General features: G+C 62.9%; 16 protein-coding genes. 5 read left to right on the top strand and 11 right to left on the bottom strand.

Annotation, left to right across the window (positions count from 1 at the left end; all coding sequences use genetic code 11):
- Positions 1-41: 41 nt before the first annotated feature.
- Positions 42-1,343, top strand: coding sequence for an MFS transporter (locus J5J06_01845; protein MCO6435812.1), 1,302 nt, complete (start codon positions 42-44; stop codon positions 1,341-1,343).
- Positions 1,344-1,502: 159 nt separating this feature from the next.
- A complete protein-coding gene (locus J5J06_01850) occupies positions 1,503-2,678 on the top strand; it encodes a hypothetical protein (protein ID MCO6435813.1) in 1,176 nt (391 codons plus the stop codon).
- Between the two features lie 31 nt (positions 2,679-2,709).
- On the opposite strand, the gene J5J06_01855 is transcribed toward J5J06_01850, so the two are convergent.
- From J5J06_01855 to tsaD, 4 genes are all read right to left on the bottom strand, one after another.
- Positions 2,710-2,898, bottom strand: a complete 189-nt coding sequence (locus J5J06_01855) for a hypothetical protein (protein ID MCO6435814.1) — start codon at positions 2,896-2,898, stop codon at positions 2,710-2,712.
- Between the two features lie 288 nt (positions 2,899-3,186).
- Positions 3,187-4,068: an NAD(P)H-hydrate dehydratase gene (locus J5J06_01860; GenBank protein ID MCO6435815.1), complete on the bottom strand. Its 882-nt coding sequence runs from the start codon at positions 4,066-4,068 to the stop codon at positions 3,187-3,189.
- A gap of 48 nt (positions 4,069-4,116) precedes the next feature.
- Positions 4,117-4,902, bottom strand: coding sequence for a nickel pincer cofactor biosynthesis protein LarB (larB, locus tag J5J06_01865; protein MCO6435816.1), 786 nt, complete (start codon positions 4,900-4,902; stop codon positions 4,117-4,119).
- Between the two features lie 406 nt (positions 4,903-5,308).
- Positions 5,309-6,334, bottom strand: a complete 1,026-nt coding sequence (tsaD, locus tag J5J06_01870) for a tRNA (adenosine(37)-N6)-threonylcarbamoyltransferase complex transferase subunit TsaD (protein ID MCO6435817.1) — start codon at positions 6,332-6,334, stop codon at positions 5,309-5,311.
- 155 nt (positions 6,335-6,489) lie between these two features.
- Here tsaD and J5J06_01875 point away from each other — a divergent pair, with 155 nt between their 5' ends.
- Positions 6,490-7,089, top strand: a complete 600-nt coding sequence (locus J5J06_01875) for an HAD-IA family hydrolase (protein ID MCO6435818.1) — start codon at positions 6,490-6,492, stop codon at positions 7,087-7,089.
- 3 nt (positions 7,090-7,092) lie between these two features.
- Here the strand turns inward: J5J06_01875 and J5J06_01880 are convergent, their stop codons facing one another.
- The 4 genes from J5J06_01880 to J5J06_01895 are packed head-to-tail and all read right to left on the bottom strand — an operon-like array spanning position 7,093 to position 12,550.
- A complete protein-coding gene (locus J5J06_01880; GenBank protein MCO6435819.1) occupies positions 7,093-7,455 on the bottom strand; it encodes a type II toxin-antitoxin system death-on-curing family toxin in 363 nt (120 codons plus the stop codon).
- A 38-nt stretch (positions 7,456-7,493) separates the two neighbouring features.
- A complete protein-coding gene (locus J5J06_01885; protein MCO6435820.1) occupies positions 7,494-7,718 on the bottom strand; it encodes an AbrB/MazE/SpoVT family DNA-binding domain-containing protein in 225 nt (74 codons plus the stop codon).
- Positions 7,719-7,768: 50 nt separating this feature from the next.
- A complete protein-coding gene (locus J5J06_01890; protein MCO6435821.1) occupies positions 7,769-11,263 on the bottom strand; it encodes an efflux RND transporter permease subunit in 3,495 nt (1,164 codons plus the stop codon).
- A complete protein-coding gene (locus tag J5J06_01895) occupies positions 11,264-12,550 on the bottom strand; it encodes an efflux RND transporter periplasmic adaptor subunit (protein ID MCO6435822.1) in 1,287 nt (428 codons plus the stop codon).
- Positions 12,551-12,661: 111 nt separating this feature from the next.
- Here J5J06_01895 and J5J06_01900 point away from each other — a divergent pair, with 111 nt between their 5' ends.
- A complete protein-coding gene (locus tag J5J06_01900; protein MCO6435823.1) occupies positions 12,662-13,471 on the top strand; it encodes a ComF family protein in 810 nt (269 codons plus the stop codon).
- Between the two features lie 66 nt (positions 13,472-13,537).
- Positions 13,538-14,254, top strand: a complete 717-nt coding sequence (locus tag J5J06_01905) for a DUF434 domain-containing protein (protein ID MCO6435824.1) — start codon at positions 13,538-13,540, stop codon at positions 14,252-14,254.
- 342 nt (positions 14,255-14,596) lie between these two features.
- Here J5J06_01905 and J5J06_01910 read toward each other — a convergent pair whose 3' ends face one another.
- The 3 genes from J5J06_01910 to icd form a co-directional block, all read right to left on the bottom strand.
- Positions 14,597-15,571 (bottom strand): hypothetical protein, encoded by a 975-nt coding sequence (locus tag J5J06_01910; protein MCO6435825.1) that lies wholly within the window; start codon positions 15,569-15,571, stop codon positions 14,597-14,599.
- A 223-nt stretch (positions 15,572-15,794) separates the two neighbouring features.
- Positions 15,795-17,528: an AIPR family protein gene (locus J5J06_01915; protein MCO6435826.1), complete on the bottom strand. Its 1,734-nt coding sequence runs from the start codon at positions 17,526-17,528 to the stop codon at positions 15,795-15,797.
- Between the two features lie 6 nt (positions 17,529-17,534).
- On the bottom strand, positions 17,535-18,839 hold the full coding sequence (icd, locus tag J5J06_01920; GenBank protein ID MCO6435827.1) for an NADP-dependent isocitrate dehydrogenase: 1,305 nt from the start codon (positions 18,837-18,839) through the stop codon (positions 17,535-17,537).
- Positions 18,840-18,892: the final 53 nt, after the last annotated feature.

The raw sequence follows: 18,892 nt of genomic DNA on the forward strand, positions 1-18,892 counted from the left end.
GCTACACTGCCCCCGACCCTGAACCGACTTGAGAGGTTTCCGTGCTTCGCGAATTCATCCGACTTCCCCGCTCCGTGCACATTCTGTGCCTGGGCACGCTGATCAACCGTGCGGGGACCTTCTTGCTGCCCTTCCTCGCGATCTACCTGAAGCAGCACGGATTGAGCGAAATCTTCGCCACGTTCGCCATGGGGCTCTATGGCTTGGGCTGGTTCGTGGCGTCCATGGTTGGCGGACACCTCGCCGACCACGTGGGACGCAAGCGCATCATGATGATCAGCCTGCTGGGATCTGCCTCCGTTCTACTCGTATTCCCGCTTCTGACCGGCCCTGTCACGATCCTTGCCGCCCTTTTCGTCCTCGCATTGCTCGCCGAGATGTACCGGCCGGCCGCCTCCGCCATGATCGCCGACATCACCCCGCCGGAGCATCGCCCCCACGCATTCGGGCTGATGTATGTGGCCATCAACCTGGGATTCACGATCGCCGCCGTCGTCGGCGGGATCGTCAGCCGTATCTCGTTCCCTCTTCTTTTTCTGTGCGACGCGCTCACCGCCGCGGCGTATGCCATGCTGATCCTCTTCACCCTGGGGGAGACCTTGCTCTCGTCGGTGCAAAGCAACACCACCGCCTCAGTCAATCGAACGGACGAAAGCGTCGCCAAGCCCATCACCTTCGTCGCCGCCGTCCGGCACATCCTTACCGACCGCGTCTTCCTCGCCTGCTGGTTCGGGTCGTTCGGCCTCTCGTTGGTATACGTTCAGGCTTTTTCCGCATTCCCGCTCTACCTGAACCGGCTCGACATAGAGTCGGACGTCTACGGCCGGATCATCGCCGTCAACGGAATTCTCATCGTGATCGTTCAGCTCCCCATGACCGGATTCATCACGCGATTCCACCGTGGCCGGGCCGTAACGCTCTCCGCGGTGGTCACGGCCGTCGGCTTTGCGATGTTCGCCGGTGTCGATTCCGCCGCCCTTTTTGCCGTCGCCGTCGCCGTCTGGACCATGGGCGAGATCATGAATGCGCCATTGATGTCGGCCATCGTCAGCGACCTCGCCCCGCCTTCCCTTCGCGCCCGCTACATGGGAGCGTTTGCCAACTGCTTCTCACTCTCCATGATGATCGGCGCTCCCCTCGGGGGATGGGTACTCGAATCCTGGGGCGGGCCAACGCTCTGGATTCTCGTCGCCGGAATGGCCCTGTGCTCCGCCGCAGCCTATGCCCTTGTCCGAAACCGAGTTACGTCGGTGCCGGGAGCCAGACCGCCTGCCGAATCGCGGTCTGAAACCGGTTTCCCCCAGGCCGACCAATCTGTCCGTGACGAGACGCCTGCGTCCTGATACAATGCGCTGTCCTGGGTCGCTGGGGGCTGCCGAGGTCGACGATTCAGGAAATCACGCGAGCCCGTTGACGCACCAATTCACTTGCGGGTTCACTTCAAAACGGCGCCCGGTCAGGCTCGTATCAAAGTAATCTTCGATTTGGCAGGGGGAGCAACCATGTCCGCAAACACGCTCATTCGCGATGTTCTGCCCTTCGGGCGCTCGAGTTACGCGGTAAGATTCCCGGTTCTGATCCTGAACCTCATCCTCCTCTCCACAGGTTCTGCCGCGGCCTTGGCCCAGGGCGTGGCGTATCGCACATCCGACGAAGGCATCGGCCCCCGCATGGACCTTGCCGGGGCGGGTCGGCACTGGGCTGACGACCTTCGCCTCGATCTCGCACCAGGCGACCGCTGCGAACTGGTCTCGTTGAAGGTCGTGTTCAACGCCCTTCCCGGCGCCACCGACATGATCGCCCTGATCGACCTGCGCAACTACCGATCAGCCTCGTCCATCCCCGGCACGAAATTCCTGCTTAACCTTGCCAGCGATGAGCCCGACGCCATCGTCGAGAGGACCATCTACTTCGCTCCAGGGATCGTCTTGCCCAACCCGGTCTACCTGACGTGGGAGCAGCGCGGGGATGACTTCAGCCCGGCCTTCTCCGAGAGTGTCGATGTCGGTGCCAACTCCGCCGAGTTTTACCAAGTAGACGACTCGGGGTGGACGCCGGTTGATCCCGCCGTTCACGGGCCGATGTTTGTCGTGGCAGAACTCACCTGCCGCACCGCCGCCGGTCCCGAGATGTGCGCGTCCGTCGTCGCCTCCGAACCCGGCGGTTGCGCCATCGACGCGCGCCGTCCGCACCCCATCGACAACCCATCGCTCCACGAGGGCTGGGACCATACGGACATCCGCATCGAGGGCGCCTGTTCGATGAGCGCTCTGGCCGCCCAGGGGCTTTATGCCTTCAGCATCCCCGATCCGGCGGCCGCGCCGACCATCGCCAAGGCGGACATGTCCTCCGGGGATCAAATCGGAGCGACGTTCGACCGGCCGATCACACCCGGCCAGTGGACCTGCGTGCGAAACCTGATGATTGGCGAAGTGGCCTGCCTCGGATTTCTTCCGGGCGATGTCAACGGCAATCGAATCAGCGACGCCGCAGACATCGGCACTTTCGTCGAATTCCTCGACGGCGCAGTCTCGCTGCCGGATTATGCTTCCGACTTGAACCGATCCGGAAGGACGACCCTCGCCGACTTGATCGAACTCGTCGACCTGCTCAACGGGGCCGGAGCTTTCGAGGCGTGGGGGCTGATCGGATCGCTTCCGGCGTGTCCCGGACGCTGACCCTTGTCCAGCCCCGGCGAAATGAACTCGCTCACGGCGGGGGTGCACACGCGCCGATGCCGATCCAGTAAATGGCCAACGCGACGCCGATGATCCCCGCGCCCACCAGCAAGACGGCGCCGATCCGGCGGACTCGGTGCGAGTGGTGAAATCGCCGTCGGCGAGGAGGATGGACGACTGCACTCAGCATGATCGGCTTGCCCGATTCCTCCGGCGTCATGTGCCGGCAATCGAGGGCGGCATTCCGGCATCAACTCCAATCGCTTCAATGGGCTGACCCGGAATCGGTCGCCGTCAAGCTACCTGGCCGCTATCGGTTCTATCGGCGGAACGCGCGGGACTTGGTAACGCTCGCCGCAAATCCACTGCACGGCGCCGTGAATCCGCCGAATGGCCGTCTGCGGCAGTCCAGCGGCGGTACGTTCCGTGGTTTTCGGACGACGCGGCATGATGCAGATCGTCGCGCGACGTTATCGCACAATCGCAGCAGAGAACACGCGCGAGATTCTCAATCCGCTTGCGCCAATTCGTGCTCGGCAAACGCTTCCGGCAGATAGTCGATGATGTCCGTAGCGATCATGGATCGCCGCCCCATTTCCTCCGCGGCGAAGTCCCCGGCAAGTCCGTGAAGGTATACGCCCAGGATCGCCCCTTCGAGCGGGTCCATCCCTTGAGCAATCAGCCCGGCGATAATCCCCGTCAGCACGTCTCCCGCGCCGCCCGTCGCCATGCCCGGATTGCCCGTCGCGTTCACGTACATGCGCAAGCCGTTTGTCACGATCGTCCCTGCGCCTTTGAGCACCATCACGCCGCCGTACGCCTCGACCAGCGCGATCGCCTGTTCGCGACGTTGCTCCGCGCTTCGATCAAACTCCCGGTCGGTGCCCCGACCTTGCAGCAGCCGCCTCGCTTCACCGGGGTGCGGCGTGAGCACGACACGCGTGGAAAGTGGCTTCTTGCCGCCCGCGCGGGCCAGCAGATTCAGCCCGTCGGCATCGAGGACAACAGGACGCTCCCAGCTCGAAAGAATCGCCACGATCGCTTCCGGCGTCAGTGTCTTTCCCAGCCCCGGCCCCAGGGCGAGGACATCCGCATCGAACTCCGCCAGAGCTTCGAGAGCTTTGCCCGAATCCGTCGGCAACGTGCGAAAGGTCGCACAGGGAATGAGCGACGCGAGCGGCCCGCGAAGCGCTTCGGGAACGATCGCCTGCACGAGCCCGCACCCGGCACGCAATGCCGCATTCCCCACCAGCGCCACGGCACCGACCATCATCTGCTCGTCGCAGCACCCCCCCACGATCGCCACGCGCCCCGCGTTACCCTTGTGGGCATCCTGCGACCGCTTCGGAAGCGGCGCAATCTCGCGCGTCAGGATGACTTCTCGAGCCATGAAATCAGCGTTCCTTCCAGCGCCCGGCGCCGGCCCTCCGAAAAGCGCTCAAGTCAACGCGGCGGGTTCCTTCGGCGCGGCAGGCCGCTGACTGCGATGGATCAGCGCCGCCGCGTAACCTGCACCGAACCCGTTATCGATATTGACCACCGTGACCCCGGCCGCGCAACTGTTGAGCATCGTCAACAGCGCCGCAACGCCGTGAAAACTCGCCCCGTACCCGACGCTCGTCGGCACGGCGATGACCGGGCTGCGCACCAGTCCGCCCACGACGCTGGGCAGCGCACCATCCATCCCCGCCACGACCACGATCACGTCCGCTTGTTGCAGCGCCGCCGAGTGAGCCAGCAGGCGGTGCAGCCCCGCGACGCCTACGTCATAAAACGTCCGCGTCGGACGGTCCATCAGCTCCAGTGTCACGCGGACTTCCTCGGCCACCGGAATATCGCTCGTTCCCGCGCAGACCACGGAAACGAACCCTTCCGCCGGCTCAGGTTCCTGTTGCCGCAGGGAGAGGCATCGCGCGGCGGGGTGATGCTCGGCCTTCGGAAAAACCGCACGGAGCTTGAGCGCAAAGTCGGGTTCGAGCCGCGTCACGAGCACATTGGCGCCGGAGTCGGCACAGCGCCGGAACACTCCTTCAATTTGTTCGAGCGTCTTGCCCGGTGCGTAGATCACCTCGCAGAAGCCGCATCGCAAACCGCGATGATGATCCACCTTGGCGAAACCGAGGTCTTCGAAGGGAAGCGACCGAAGGCGGGTGAGCGCCTCGTCCACCGACTGGTCACCCAATCGAACCGATTCCAGCAACGCCCGCAACGATCGCTCGGTCATGATGCAGGAGTGTAAGGGGGTGTCACAGACCCGGCAAATGAGATGGAACACCGGATTTTGCACGATGTCCAGGGTGAGCCGCGGGCTTGAAGCGCGCGCGGACGCGCAAGTGCATCGCTCGCACAGACATCTTTTTCGAGCCGCGCAGCCGGTTGGACATGCGATTCGCGTGGCGCCAGACACGCGGTTCGCCTGCCATCACCATGTTTCCTGACCCAACTCTCTCTTCGCGCCTTCTTCGCGATTGCTTCTTGCCTCTCTTCCCCTCCGTGCCTGTGTGCCTTCGTGCCTTCTTCCCGCCGCCACTCTTCCCCTTCGTGCCTTTGTGCCTTCGAGCCTTCTTCCTGTTGCCTCTCTCCCCCTTCGTCGCCTCGTGGCTTCGTGGCTGAGTGGCTTCTTCCTCCCCTCAGAGCACCTCACTCGACGCGTACGCCTCCAGATCAAGTCCGGCAGTCATTCCCGCCATCAGTCGATGATGGCCCAGTGCCGCGATCATGCCCGCATTGTCCGTGCAGTACGCCCACGGTGCCGCATGAAAGCGCAACCGCCGAGCATTGCACTCCTCCTCCAGCGCCGTTCGCAGCACGCGATTGGCCGCCACACCACCGCCGAGCACCACCGTGTTGATTCCCGTCTGGGCCACGGCCAGCATGGTCTTACGAACCAGCACATCCACAACCGCCTGCTGGAAGCTCGCGGCGATGTCGGCAATATCCTTGGGCGTGAGCTTCTCCAGTCCGCCGCTCGTCTTGGCATGACCGTGAACGTGGTAAAGCACGGCCGTCTTGATCCCCGAGAAGGAAAAATCCAGCGAGTTCGGGGCGAGCATCGTTCGGGGAAAGTCCACCGCCTTCGCGTTACCCTCGCGTGCCGTCTTCTCGATCACCGGCCCGCCCGGATACGGCAATCCCAGGATCGTCGCCACTTTGTCAAAAGCCTCGCCGGCGGCATCATCCGTCGTTGCGCCAAGTTTCGAGATCTCCCGCGGACCGTCGACGCGAAACAGCGACGTGTGCCCGCCCGACACGACCAGCGCCACCGCGGGCCACGGCGGCTCATCCATGCCGATGGCCGCGCTGTAGGCGTGCGCCTGGATGTGATCGACCGCGACCAGCGGGATCCCCCACGACCAACTCAACGTCTTTGCCGCCGTCACCCCGATGAGCAGCGCCGGAGCGAGACCCGGACGATTCGTAACCGCGATCGCGTCGATGTCTTCAGGGCGTATCCCGGCCGTTGCCATCGCCTCCTCGACGATCGCATCCAGCCGTTCGATGTGCGCCCGCGAGGCGATCTCCGGCACGACTCCGCCGTACTTGGCGTGCAGATCGACCTGCGACGCGACGACGTTGCTGCGAACGTCCGTACCGTCGACCACCACGGCCGCGGACGTCTCGTCGCAGGAAGTTTCAATGCCCAGAATGACAGTCATGCGAACTTCGACAAGGCACTGGGTAACGATGCGTCGCCGGACCGATGCCGCCTGAGAAGGTCCGTGCTACAATGACGCGGAGAGTGTATCACCCGGCAACGATCCGACCAGTTTGGTCGCAGACGTTAGCGAGCAAACGCAGGAAACGGCAGCAGATGACCGGACCCGCGGACCGACGGACATCGGCCGTTATCTTCGACCTCGACGGCACACTCACCCGGCCCATCCTCGACTTCGACCTCATCCGCGCCGAACTCGGCGTCACCGGACCGATCCTCGAAGCCCTCGAACATTTGGACACAGATGCCCGCAGGCACGCGGAATTGGTGCTCGATCGCCACGAACGCGATGCCGCGGAGCGCGCCGAACTGTACGAACATGCTTTGGAAATCGTCGCCGAATGTCGCGCCGCCGGGCATCCCGTGGCCATCCTGACCCGCAACACCCGCGCCTGCGCCGAACTGGTTCTGCGACGATTTGAAATCGAAATCGATGCCCTCCGCACGCGCGAAGATGGAGCCGTCAAGCCATCGCCCGAACCGGTGCTCAGTCTCTGCCGACAGCTCTCCGCCGATCCGCATCAGAGCTGGTTGATCGGCGACTTCCACTTCGACATCCTCTCGGGTAAGTCGGCCGGCACGCGCACCGTGCTCATGATCGGCGATGCCCCGCCACCCGCTTTCGCCGAGGAAGCCGACTTCGTCATTCGCTGCCTGAGCGAACTCCGCGCGATTCTTCACTTGCCGGAATCATGAGCGTCACGCGTTCGGCGGCAGGTCTTTCGGCGAGGAATATCGGCGAAGCCACTCGGCAAATTCCTCCAGCGAATACGTCCGGCTCGCAAGTCCTCGAACCATGACGACCACCTCATGTTCGGGCGCATTCAGCGCGAGTCCATTCAGCGCAAGAAACGTGAACGCAGTGAGAAACGCGGTCCGCTTATTGCCGTCCACGAAGGGATGGTTTCGCGTGATCGCATGCGCATACACGGCGGCGAGTTCGCAAGTTTCGGGCTTGCCATATCGAAAATGATGCTGCGGCGCTGCGAGTGCCGACTCCAGTGCAGCCTGGTCGCGAATCCCCGCAGCTCCGCCGTGCTCCGCGAGAAGCATCTCGTGCATCGCCAGCACGGCGGCAATGCTCAGCCAGGTGGGCTCATTCACCGCGCCAGCTCACGAAGTGCGTTGCGATACTGACGCATGCCCACCTGCGCGGCTTCGATCTGTTCTTCAAACGATGGGTCGAAAGGCGTGATGCGGAAACCGTCGGGGCTCTCGGTCAGAAAAACGACGTCCCCTTCGCCGATGTTCAGCGCCGACCGGGCCTCGGCCGGCAGTATGACACCGAGCGAGTTCCCCACGCGACGAACCGTGATCTTCAGCATCGCTCGTCCTCCTGGAGGGATTATAACAAACGTTATAACCCCGGACAAGCTTACGCTTCCGACCCGTGTCCCACCGCCGCTACGGCACCCTCCGGAGCCCGTTCCGCCCTGCGTTGCCGAACGGCCGCCGCCACCCAGCCCTTGGCGTCCATGAACAACGAGAACATCGACGGCACCACCACGAGCGTGAACACCGTCGAAACGAGCAGTCCGCCGAGCACGACGCTGCCCAGGCCGCGATACAGTTCACTGCCCGCGCCCGGCAGCACCACCAGCGGCGCCATGCCGAAAACCGAGGTCATCGCGGTCATGAAGATCGGCCGTGTTCGCGTCTGCACCGACCGCACCACCGCTTCGTGGGCGGTGAGCTGCTCCTCGCGCATGAAGTTGAGCGACTGGTGCACGATCAGGATGGCGTTATTCACCACGATGCCGATCAGGATCACGAACCCCAGCATCGTCACCACGTCCATCTGCTGCACCGGCAGCGTGACGTCGTACAGCGAAATCTGGTGGACAATCTGCAATGCCGCGAACCCGCCGACCGCCGCCAGGGGCACGCTGAACAGAATCACGAACGGATACGCGAACGACTCGAACAGCGCGGCCATGAGCAGATACGTGATCAGCAGCGCCAGCACCATGCGCGACTGTATGGCCATGAACACGAACTCGGGATTCAGCGCCCCGAATCCGACGGCCAGCACGGTCACCACGAGCGCCAGCAGATTCGCCCCGACCCGCGCCCCGAACAGCAATCCCCCCACCAGGACGACCACCGCTCCCGCCAGCGCCAGTGCCGCCATGCTCAGTCCGACCGAAAGCCCGAAGATGTGCGGCCGCGTGACCGTCCCGCGGAAATCTCCAACGAACGATCGCATGGTCTGCGTGAGCTTGTCGGCCGTCCCCGCCAGCACGGTAATCACGTCCGAAGGGATCTTGCCGCTGGCCCGCAGCGGCGCAATCACGTCGTTTTGCAGATTCTCCATCATGGTCTGAAGCGGCACGGCCGCCTTCGGGCGCACGGAAAGCGTCACCGAGTTCATTTCCTCGATGTGGTTGATCTGCTGCGGCGCCGTGGTCCGCACGAGATTCACCGCCGAGGCAATGGGCACGACGTGGCCGCTCGGTGTGTAGATGGGAATCTGACCGATCTGTTCAACGGTGGCGTTCTCCGTTCCGCCAACCTTGATGGCCAGGTCGATCTTGTCTCCCCGATCGTTGTATTCTCCGACGAACGCACCATCGACGCTCGCTTCCACGATGAAGCCGACATCGCTGACGTCCAGGCCCAGATCGGCCGCTTTCGCCCGATCCGGAACGATCTGGATCTCGGGCCTGCCCAGGTTGTAATTCCCCGGATCAGGTTGCGGGAAGCCGTAATCCTGGGCCATGATCTCCTGCTGCAAGGCCTGCGCGGCTTTGACCACGGACTCCTGGTCGTCCGCCCGAATCTCCACGTCAATGTTGTTCCCGCCCGAGCGACCGGAACGGAACAGCGAGCTTTGCTGGAAGAACGAGAACACGCCGGGAATGCGCCCCGCGGCATTCGCCAGCACCTGCTCCAGCGGCTTGACCACGGTCTCGATCTTGGACGTGGCGCCCATGAATGCGCCGCCCGAGAAGGACACGAAGAAGAAGTTCTCGATCGGCGGCGGATCGACCGTCACCACCTGGTCGCCCTTGGCGCCGATCTTCATCTGCACCTCGGGCAGGCGCTTGGCCAACTCCGAATCCACGTCCGCTTCCCAGGCGGGACGGGCGCCGTCGTACGGATTGTCCGGATCACCTTCCTCGACGACGGTCGCCATCCGCCGGAACTCCTCGATGGAGTAACCCGGCGGCGAAATGAGCATTCCAAAAACGAGATTGCGGTTACCTGCCGGCAGATATTCCGCGCCGGGCATCATCCACCAGCTACCCAGGATCGCCGCCGCGGAAAGACCGAGGACGATCGCCACGCGCCGCCCGATGCCGCCGTGCAGACGCCGCACCAGCCCCGCGACCCGCTCCGCGAACCACCAGGGGCGCTCGCTTCCGATGGCCATGGCCCGGGATGCTGAAAAGAAGCGCGATGCCAGCGGCGGAATCACCAGCACCGAAACCAGGAGCGAGAGCCCCACGGCCGAGCTGATCGCAATCGCAATATCCTTGAAGAGCTGCCCCGCCTCTTCCTCGATGGTGATGACCGGCAGGAACACGGCCATGGTCGTCAGCGTGCTCGCCAGAACGGCACCCCACACTTCCTTGGCGCCGTCAAACGCCGCCTGGACCTTGCTCTTGCCCATCGTACGGTGACGGTAGATGTTCTCCAGCACGACGATGGCGTTGTCCACGACCATGCCCACCGCAAACGCCATGCCCGCGAGCATGACCACGTTGAGCGACCGTCCCACGAGCGTGATGGCCAGGAACGTCCCCACCACCGAGATAGGGATGGCGACGGCAATGATGCCCGTGGCGCTCCCGCTGCGCAGGAACAGCCAAAGAACGCCAATCGCCAGCAGTCCGCCCGTGAAGATGTTGGTCACCACCAGGCGGATGGAGCTCCAGATGTACTCCGTTTCGTCGTAGACCTGCGTAAGCTCCAGTCCCAATCCGCGCGGGGTGAGAATCTCGCGGTTTACGACCTCGACCTGCTTCTTGAGGTTCTCCATCGCGGTGATGACATTCGCCCCGGTTTCCTTTCGGGCGGGAAGCGCCAGCACCGGCCGGCCCTTGCTGCGCACGAAAGACAGCGCTTTCTTGTAGCCGTCCACCACGTTGGCGACGTCGCCGACCAGAATCGGCCCGCCTTCGCGGTAGGCGACGACCGTGTCCTGGATTTCATCGAGGGAGCGAAATTCGCCGAGGGTCCGGTAGGTGTAGTCGCGCTTCCCCTGGGCGATGGTTCCTGCGGAGATGTTCGTATTCTGACGGCGCAGGGCGCGCTCCACGTCACGAAAGGTCAGGCTCCGCGCGGCGAGCTTGTAGGGATCAACGATGACCTGCACCTCGCGCGTGAGTCCGCCGTACACGGGAACCTCGCTGATGCCCTCGGCGCGCTCCAGCAGCGGCTTGACGTTGTCCTCGATGTACGTCTTGAGGTGGGCGATGTCGCTGTGGTCTTTCGAGTAGAGCACCATCCACGCGATCGTGTTGGCCATGTCGTCGTCGGTGGCGCTCATGACCGGCTCGTCCACCTCTTCCGGGTAGTTCGAGACCTGGCGCAGCTTGTCGGAGACGTCCCGATAGGCGATATCCTTGTCCACGCCCACGGGAAACTCGAGCACGATTTTGCCCTCGTTTTCCTGAGACGAGGAGGTCATCTTCTTCAGGTTGGTGACGCTCTTGAGCTTGTCTTCCTGGCGATCGATGATCTCGCTTTCAATTTCCTGCGGGCTGGCGCCCTCCCATCGCGTGGTGACGGTGATGACCGGCTTGTCCACGTCGGGCGTAAGCTGCACGGGAATCTGGAAGATGCTCAGGAAGCCGAAGAGCATCACCAGGATCACGCCGACGGCGACCTTGACCGGGTTCTCGATGGCAAAACGAATGATGTCCAACTACCGTCCCCCTTTTTCAGCCACGGGCGTACCCCGCTCGTCCACGATGATGACACCCTGCGGGAAGGGCAGCAGTGTCTCGTTGCCTCGAACCACGACGCGCATCCCCGGCTGGATGTTCCCCGATGTAATCGTGATCCATTCGTCCACGTCCAGCCCCACCGTCACCGGCATCGTGACCGCCACGAGCGCCGGCTGACCCTCCTGACTCGCTTGCGGATTGGGCATAACCACCGCGACGGAGGCGACGCCGTTACGAATCACGACGGCGTCCTTGGGCACGGCGACGACATCCCTTGGCGCCCCGGCCGGCAACGTCGCACGCACGAACATGCCCGAAGCCAGCACGCCCTCGGAATTGTCGATTTCGATCTCCACCGGGAACGTACGTGCCGCGAGGTCGGCCTGCCGAACGATATAACGAGTCTGGCCGTCGAAATTCTTCCCGACCGCTTCAACGAGGACCTTGGCATCGCCCCCGACATGCTGATAAGGCAGCGCGGACTCGGGCACATCGACCCGCGCCAGCACGCGACCCAGTTCGATAAGCTCGACGACGGGATCGCCCGTATCCACCCATTGGCCGATTTCGACGAATCGCTTCGAGATGGAACCGGCGAAGGGGGCGCGAATCGTCAGCTTGGCCAAGTCGTTCTTGAGGCGCTTGACCACGGCTTCCTGCTCGGCCACGTCATAGGCCGCCTGGGCAAGCACCTCCTTGCGGGGGCCCTCGACACCCAGCTCGTAGTCGGCCTTGGCCGCTTCCGCCATGGCTTCCGCCCCGGCCAGATTCGCCTGCGTATCGTAGACCTCTTTCTCGTTGGACGACTGTCCGGAGTAGAGCCGGTTAACCCTTTCCATCTCCTTGCGCCAGCGCTCCAGATCAGCTTCGGCCTGCTTCCAAAGGGCCTCCAGGCGACGGAGTTCCTGCGGGCGCGTTCCGGCGAGCAGCTCCTCGTGCCGGGCCCGACGGGCGTCAAGGGCCGCTTCGGCCTCGCGAAGCGACTGCGTCAGCGTTTCATCATCCAAGTGACACAGGATCTGCCCGGCGTCGACCGAGTCGCCCTGACGAACCGGCACCTCGAGTGCCTTGGCCGCGCCCTTCGAAGCCACTTGGCTGGTGCGGAAGGGGGTAATCGAGCCGACCAGCGTGATCGTGGCGGGCGAAGTGACCTCCTTGGCCTCCTTCACCACGACCTTGGCCACGGGCTGCGCCGGTGCGGCTGCAACCAAAGTGAGCACGGCACCGCAAAAAACGGAAACCACGCGAACAAACCGTCGTGTCATAGCAGTCTGCCTGGTACGATCTGGGATTGCAGATTCCGGGTGCAAACAGAATTCGTTCCAACGTGCGTATTATAGACAATCGTCTACTATTGGGAACGTGCTGGAATTGTCGTGATTCGTCGAATCAGGGTTCCGTTCACGTGGTTCGGCCGGCTTGCCAATGCTGGAGCGGACCTGCTCTATCCGCCGCAATGCCTGTTTTGTGGAACCGGTCCGGCACCGGGCTCTCCCCTATCCACGTTTTATGCCGTCCATATCTGCCGCACGTGCCGTGCCGCGATCGACGCGGCCGTTGCGGAATCGGCCTGCCCTACTTGTGGCGGCGAGGCTGACAAAATTGAAGTGAAAAACGGTCGATGCCCGCAGTGCCGTGCACGAGGGACGCGCCTGGCCGGGACCGTCCGGCTCGGGGCCTACGGTTCGTTCCTGGGGCCGCACCTGCGGGCGCTGAAGTACCTCGGCCGAGAGGAGCTGGCGGTGCCGCTGGCTAGGCGTCTCGGGGACTCCCTGCGTTGCGCAGCGTGGTTCGAGCGGGTGGAAGCGATCGCGGCCGTGCCGTCGCACTGGATGCGGCGGATCGCCCGGCCGGTGCGAACCGTCGATCTGATTGCCCGCGAGTTGGCGGATGCGGTCGATCTGCCCCTTCTGCCGTTGCTGCGGCGGGTACGCGGCGGACCGCACCAGATCGGCCTGAGCTACACCCAGCGGCTCCACAACGTGCGGGGTGCGTTCGGGCTCGGCCGAGGTGTACAGTTGGAGGGCGCCCGAATCCTGATCGTCGACGACGTGATGACCACGGGCGCGACGATAGAGGAATGCGCCCGCGTGTTGCTGCGCGGTGGCGCGGCCGAGGTGTTTGCCGCGGTGCTCGTGCGCGTGGACTTCGAACCTGGCACGGTGCAGTACCTCGACGGCGTGTAGGTGATGTCCGGCGGCCGGGTCACGCGGGGAGAGTGGCTCGGCAAGCGAATTCGGGAAGGAGCCGTCATGCCCGATCGGCGGAAGCACCGCGGGCCGCATCCCGACGACGCTCGACTGTTTGCGCCGGAGAGGCTCCCCGCGCTCCGGCAGGCGGGAACGGACCTGTACTGGCTGCTGAGTCGAGGCTACGCGGACAAGTCGGCGCTCAAACTGGTGGGCGATCGCTACGAACTCGAGGCGCGGCAACGGCTGGCGATCTGGCGGTCGGCGTGCTCGGACCAGGCGCTGGCCGGCCGCAAGGCGCGCGAAGTCCCGCCGGAAACCTGCGCGGGCCTGGCACTGGGGATCGACGGTTATAACGTCCTTGTCACGGTGGAAAGTGCCCTTGCCGGCGGCGCCGTGCTGGTGGGCCGCGACGGATGCTTTCGCGACCTGGCCAGCGTGCACGGAACGTACCGCAGGGTCGCGGAGACGATCGCGGCCGTGGAGCGGATTGCGGAGTACGCCATCGAGTTGGGTGTGTCGCATGTGGACTGGTACCTGGACCGGCCGGTGTCCAACAGTGCGCGGCTGAAGGCGCTCATGGCCGAGTTGCTGGAATCGCGCGGCCGGGCCGACCGGTTCAATATTGAACTCGCGGACAGCCCTGACTGGGTACTGAGCGAGTACAGCGGCATCGTGGCGACGGCCGACGGACCGGTGCTGGATCGTTGCGGGCGATGGGTGAATCTCGCCCGAGACGTCGTGGCGGGGGTGCCCGGGGCCTGGGTGGTGAAGTTGTAGTCATACATTTCTCCGCGAAGCGGTTCACGTCACTGACCTCTCATAGGTAATAACGCGCATGGGCGCTCAGTCGAATGCGCGCGCCGAGTGAGCGCGCGGGAAGAAGGCACGAAGCGACGAAGCCACGGTGCCACGAAGGGGAGGAGAGGGGAAGTCGGCGCCACATAGCGGGACAATGCAATTTGATAGCAAAATGAAATCAAAATGATATTGCCGAGCTATCATTGGCTGGTGGGTGTATCGATTTCACGCGCTTGAAATCGGGTCGGGGCGCGGTGCGCGGATGGCTGGGGATTCTGCAAGGATGAACAGGTCAGGCATGCGAACCGGGTGCCGTACATGCTAAGTGAGCGGGTCCGGCACGAAGCGGACGAGGTCATCGTCAATGCGGCCTTCGGCTTCGGCGCGTTGCCAGATCCTGGTAGCAATCTTGTGCTGCGACTCGATCACATCCACCAAGTATCCGGGCAGGTACATGAGCAAGACGCCGGATCCAAACATGCCCACCATGCCGGGAATCAACGTGCAGGCGGCCGCGCTTCCCCCCAAGAAGTGCAGCACGAGCACCGAGGGCACACACACGAGCCAAGAGACAAGATAGCCTTTTCGATACAGGCGGGCCCGGTTGATGATGAACTTGGATGAGGTCGTGCGTATCGGGTCGTTTGCGTGGTCGCCGTCCTCGGCACCGGAATGAAACGATCCGCTCAACCGATACGAACGATGGCAGAGGTGTTCCACATAGCGAGACATGGCCATCAGACCAACGAGCCCGACTACACCGGCGGGCCCGAGCAGCGACTGGAGAAGGATGACGGCGGAAGTGCCGAGCCATTGCCACACGACCGGGTTGACCGCCAGGACTACGCCTGCGACGACCAGTGCAGTGCGAGCAATGTGACGCGGATCGGACCAGCGCCCGCCGGTGGTGAACTCCGCAGGCGGTGGTGCGAGGATCAGCCAGATGCCACGCAGAATGACGAAGAGCAGCAGCGCAAGCACCATCGTGGCCAGAAGGGTATACACACCCGGCGGCAATACGGCCTTGAAGCGACTGAAGACAAGCGAGAGGAACAGGTAACTCCAGGTTCCTCGCCCAAAGAGGCGCTGACCACAAGCCAGCGTGTCCAACCAGCGGGGATCAGCGAAGGCGAGGATATCCGGCTGGAGGGCGACGATGACGGGGGCGGCGCACTCGGGGCATCGGCCGGCGGGACTGAGGCCGCGAAGGTTGTAGCCGCACCGACGACAGGGAACGTCGCGGGCGACGGTGAGGTTTGGATCGATTTCGCCGGAATTCCCCGTTACATCTGGCATACGTCAGCAGGATACCGCAGCGTGGATGCCATGTGGAAGAGGCAAGGGCGAGCGGCAAGGTCAAGGACACGCCCACGGCGCGTGGGCATGGCACACGAAGAACAGGTGCGTCGGGGGACGCACCCTACGCGCTCAAAGCGTTGCGCGGAGGGTTGGTGATACTGCAAGGACAAATAGTTAAGGCATGCGAACCGCGCGTCCAGAAACGCGCGAAGCGTATGCCCTACGCACTGGATAAGGGAATGTCATCGAACAACGTGGCGTCAGACCGCAGGTTTTCCAGGGTCGGGACAACCGACTCCGAGAGCCTTTTGCATTTGGTAACATTCTTGAATAGACTTGCCGGGTAAGATCCGGGGAACACGGATTCGACGGCTCGCGTTACGATTTCTACAACCTTAGCGGTGAATTCTTTGGCGGAGGCGCCCAACTTGGACAACTCCTGTCGATCTATTGGACCGTTCTTGATCATGCACAAACGGAAGACATGGTGCAAAATAAACCGATTTCCGTGAACAGCAATGAGTCGATTGCGACCGCTGGCTGCGAATTCCAGGCCGCGAATGACCTTATCGACTTCTCGCATCACTTCTACCCGGCGCCATACTTGGTCTCCTGTCAGTTCGTCGTTGAATAGAAGACGATACGGTTGGCGATCAATGTCTTCCCATAGTTTCCCGAGTTCTCGCTTTGCCTGCACGGCAAGACTGAGATCAGGGTGGGCGCACGCTAGCGCGATCGTGGCGTGCGTCAGTGTGCAGCCCTTATCAGGATCGGGATCGCGTTCTCCTCGTTTCACGACATAGATTCTGCCGTCTAATTGCATCTCGATCCGAATACGCTCCTGTTCCTTATCGAGAGCCGCGAAATCCTGTCGTTCAATTCGGTTTTGTGTGTTGGTGGCCCTCGCGACACGAGTAGCGAAACCATCCGGGCATTGTTCGAGTGAAATGAACCTGATGAACACTCTTGCTCTTTGAAAAGTATCCGTGTTCACTCTTGATGCCTGGGTGATCGCCGCAACCGTTTGGGCACCATTCACGATGCTGACGCCCTGGCACACAAAATATCCACTCTGCCTATTCTCTCCACCTAGCGGCTTCTTCTGAATCGAATCGGCAAGGGCGGTAACTCCATTGTTGAAGTACCAGAAATTCTCCGGCTCTTGAAGCAGTGTCTCTGTGATCGCAGCATTGACAGCTGACCGATCAAGCACCTTCCTCAGGTTGAGGTCGAGAAGCCGCGGGCCATATTCTTCATACCACCTCGCGACTTCGCTCGCATCAATCTGCCCGTAGTACGCCTGCAGCGGGTCATCGATTCTGCCCCATTGGTGGAGCCCGACTTCCAGAGTAATGGGTTCACGTCTTCCTTCGTTTGCGACAAACCTATGGACTTCGGCTTGCCGGATTACACGATAACTAGCCAGCTCGCTAGTGTCGTTAACTTGCTCAAGGAAGTTATCGATCGTTTCAATTTGGCGCCTATCGGGGGGCTGCACCGACGTGGAAATGAAAATCAATCGGAACCGAGTCTTCGGATCGTCGAGAGCTTTCAGAAGAGCGTCCTGGTGCTGGTTGACTCTGGGATTGAATCGATCGAACTTGGCGTTAAGCAGGTCATCGAACCCGCGAAGGACCTTGTTGACCTGGTCGGACGTCAATCCTGTTCGACCGCTGTCAGACCATTTTGATTGAACGATGCTGACGGTAGAGTCGATCGGATCGACGTACAACGCGTCAATCCCATTGTCGTCGCCTCCGTCGACAACGTAGCTGGCAGAAGTCTTCGCGTCAATCGGCGAGAACATCATGAGCCCGTACGCAGCTAGGGCACGCGACAAAAATGCTGCATGCCGGTCGGTCTCAGCATGGTCGGCGTAGTCGTCAAGGGCGATCAGTCCGTCGAACTTGTTCTGCAGTGCTACTCTGATATGTCGAATGTGAAGTTCGGACATATCCTCTTACCCCATGTGCTTGACCACCGCGTCGCCGAATTCGCTGCACTTGAGCAGCTTGGCCGGGGTGCCCTCGGCGCGCATGAGGCGTTCGAAGTCGTAGGTGACCTCGCGGGCGGCGATGGCCCCTTCCACGCCCTTGATGATGAGGTCGGCGGCCTCGGTCCAGCCCATGTAACGGAACATCATCTCGCCGGAGAGGATGACGCTGCCGGGGTTGACCTTGTCCTGGTCGGCGTACTTGGGGGCGGTGCCGTGGGTGGCCTCGAAGATGGCGTGGCCGGTGTCGTAGTTGATGTTGCCGCCGGGGGCGATGCCGATGCCGCCGACCTGGGCGGCGAGGGCGTCGGAGAGGTAGTCGCCGTTGAGGTTGGGGGTGGCGATGATGTCGAACTCGGCCGCGCGGGTGAGGACCTGCTGGAGGGCGATGTCAGCGATGGCGTCCTTCACCAGAATCTTACCCGCGGCGAGGGCTTTCTCCTGCTCGGCGTTGGCGGCTGCCTCGCCCTTGTCCTTCTTGGTGCGCTCCCACTGGGTCCAGGTGTAGGTCTTGTCGGCGAACTCCTTCTCGGCGAGCTCGTAGCCCCAGTCGCGGAAGGCACCCTCGGTGAACTTCATGATGTTGCCCTTGTGGACGAGGGTGAGGCTCTTGCGGTTGTACTGGATGGCGTAGTTGAGGGCGGCGCGGACGAGCCGGCTGGTGCCCTCGGAGCTGATGGGCTTGATGCCGATGCCGCTGGTCTTGGGGAAGCGGATCTTGGCGACGTCCATGGCATCCTGGAGGAAGGCGATGACCTTCTTGACCTCGGGCGTGCCGGACTGCCACTCGATGCCCGCGTAAATGTCCTCGGTGTTCTCACGGAAGATGACCATGTTGACCAGCTCCGGGCGCTTCACGGGGGAAGGCACGCCGGTGAAGTAACGCACGGGGCGGAGGCAGACGTAGAGATCGAGCTTCTGCCGCAGGGCAACGTTAAGCGAGCGGATGCCACCGCCGACGGGCGTGGTGAGCGGGCCCTTGATGCCCACGAGGAACTTCTGGAAGGCGGCGACGGTGTCGTCGGGAAGCCAGGTGCCGTACTTCTGGTAGGACTTTTCGCCGGCGTAGACCTCGAACCAGAAGATGTGCCGCTTGCCGCCGTAGGCCTTCTGGACGGCGGCGTCGAAGACGCGCTGGGAGGCGCGCCAGATGTCGCGGCCGGTGCCGTCACCCTCGACAAAGGGAAGGATGGGGTCGTTGGGAACGTTGAGTCCCCCGGTGGTCATGGTGATCGGCGTACCCTTGGTCGGCGGGGTGAGATCCTTGAACATCGCTTGAGGCTCCGGTTGGCAGCGGCCGCGGTCGTTTCGTCGGCCAGGAAATC

The sequence above is a fragment of the Phycisphaerae bacterium genome (assembly GCA_024102815.1).
Classification (GTDB): domain Bacteria; phylum Planctomycetota; class Phycisphaerae; order UBA1845; family UBA1845; genus JAGFJJ01.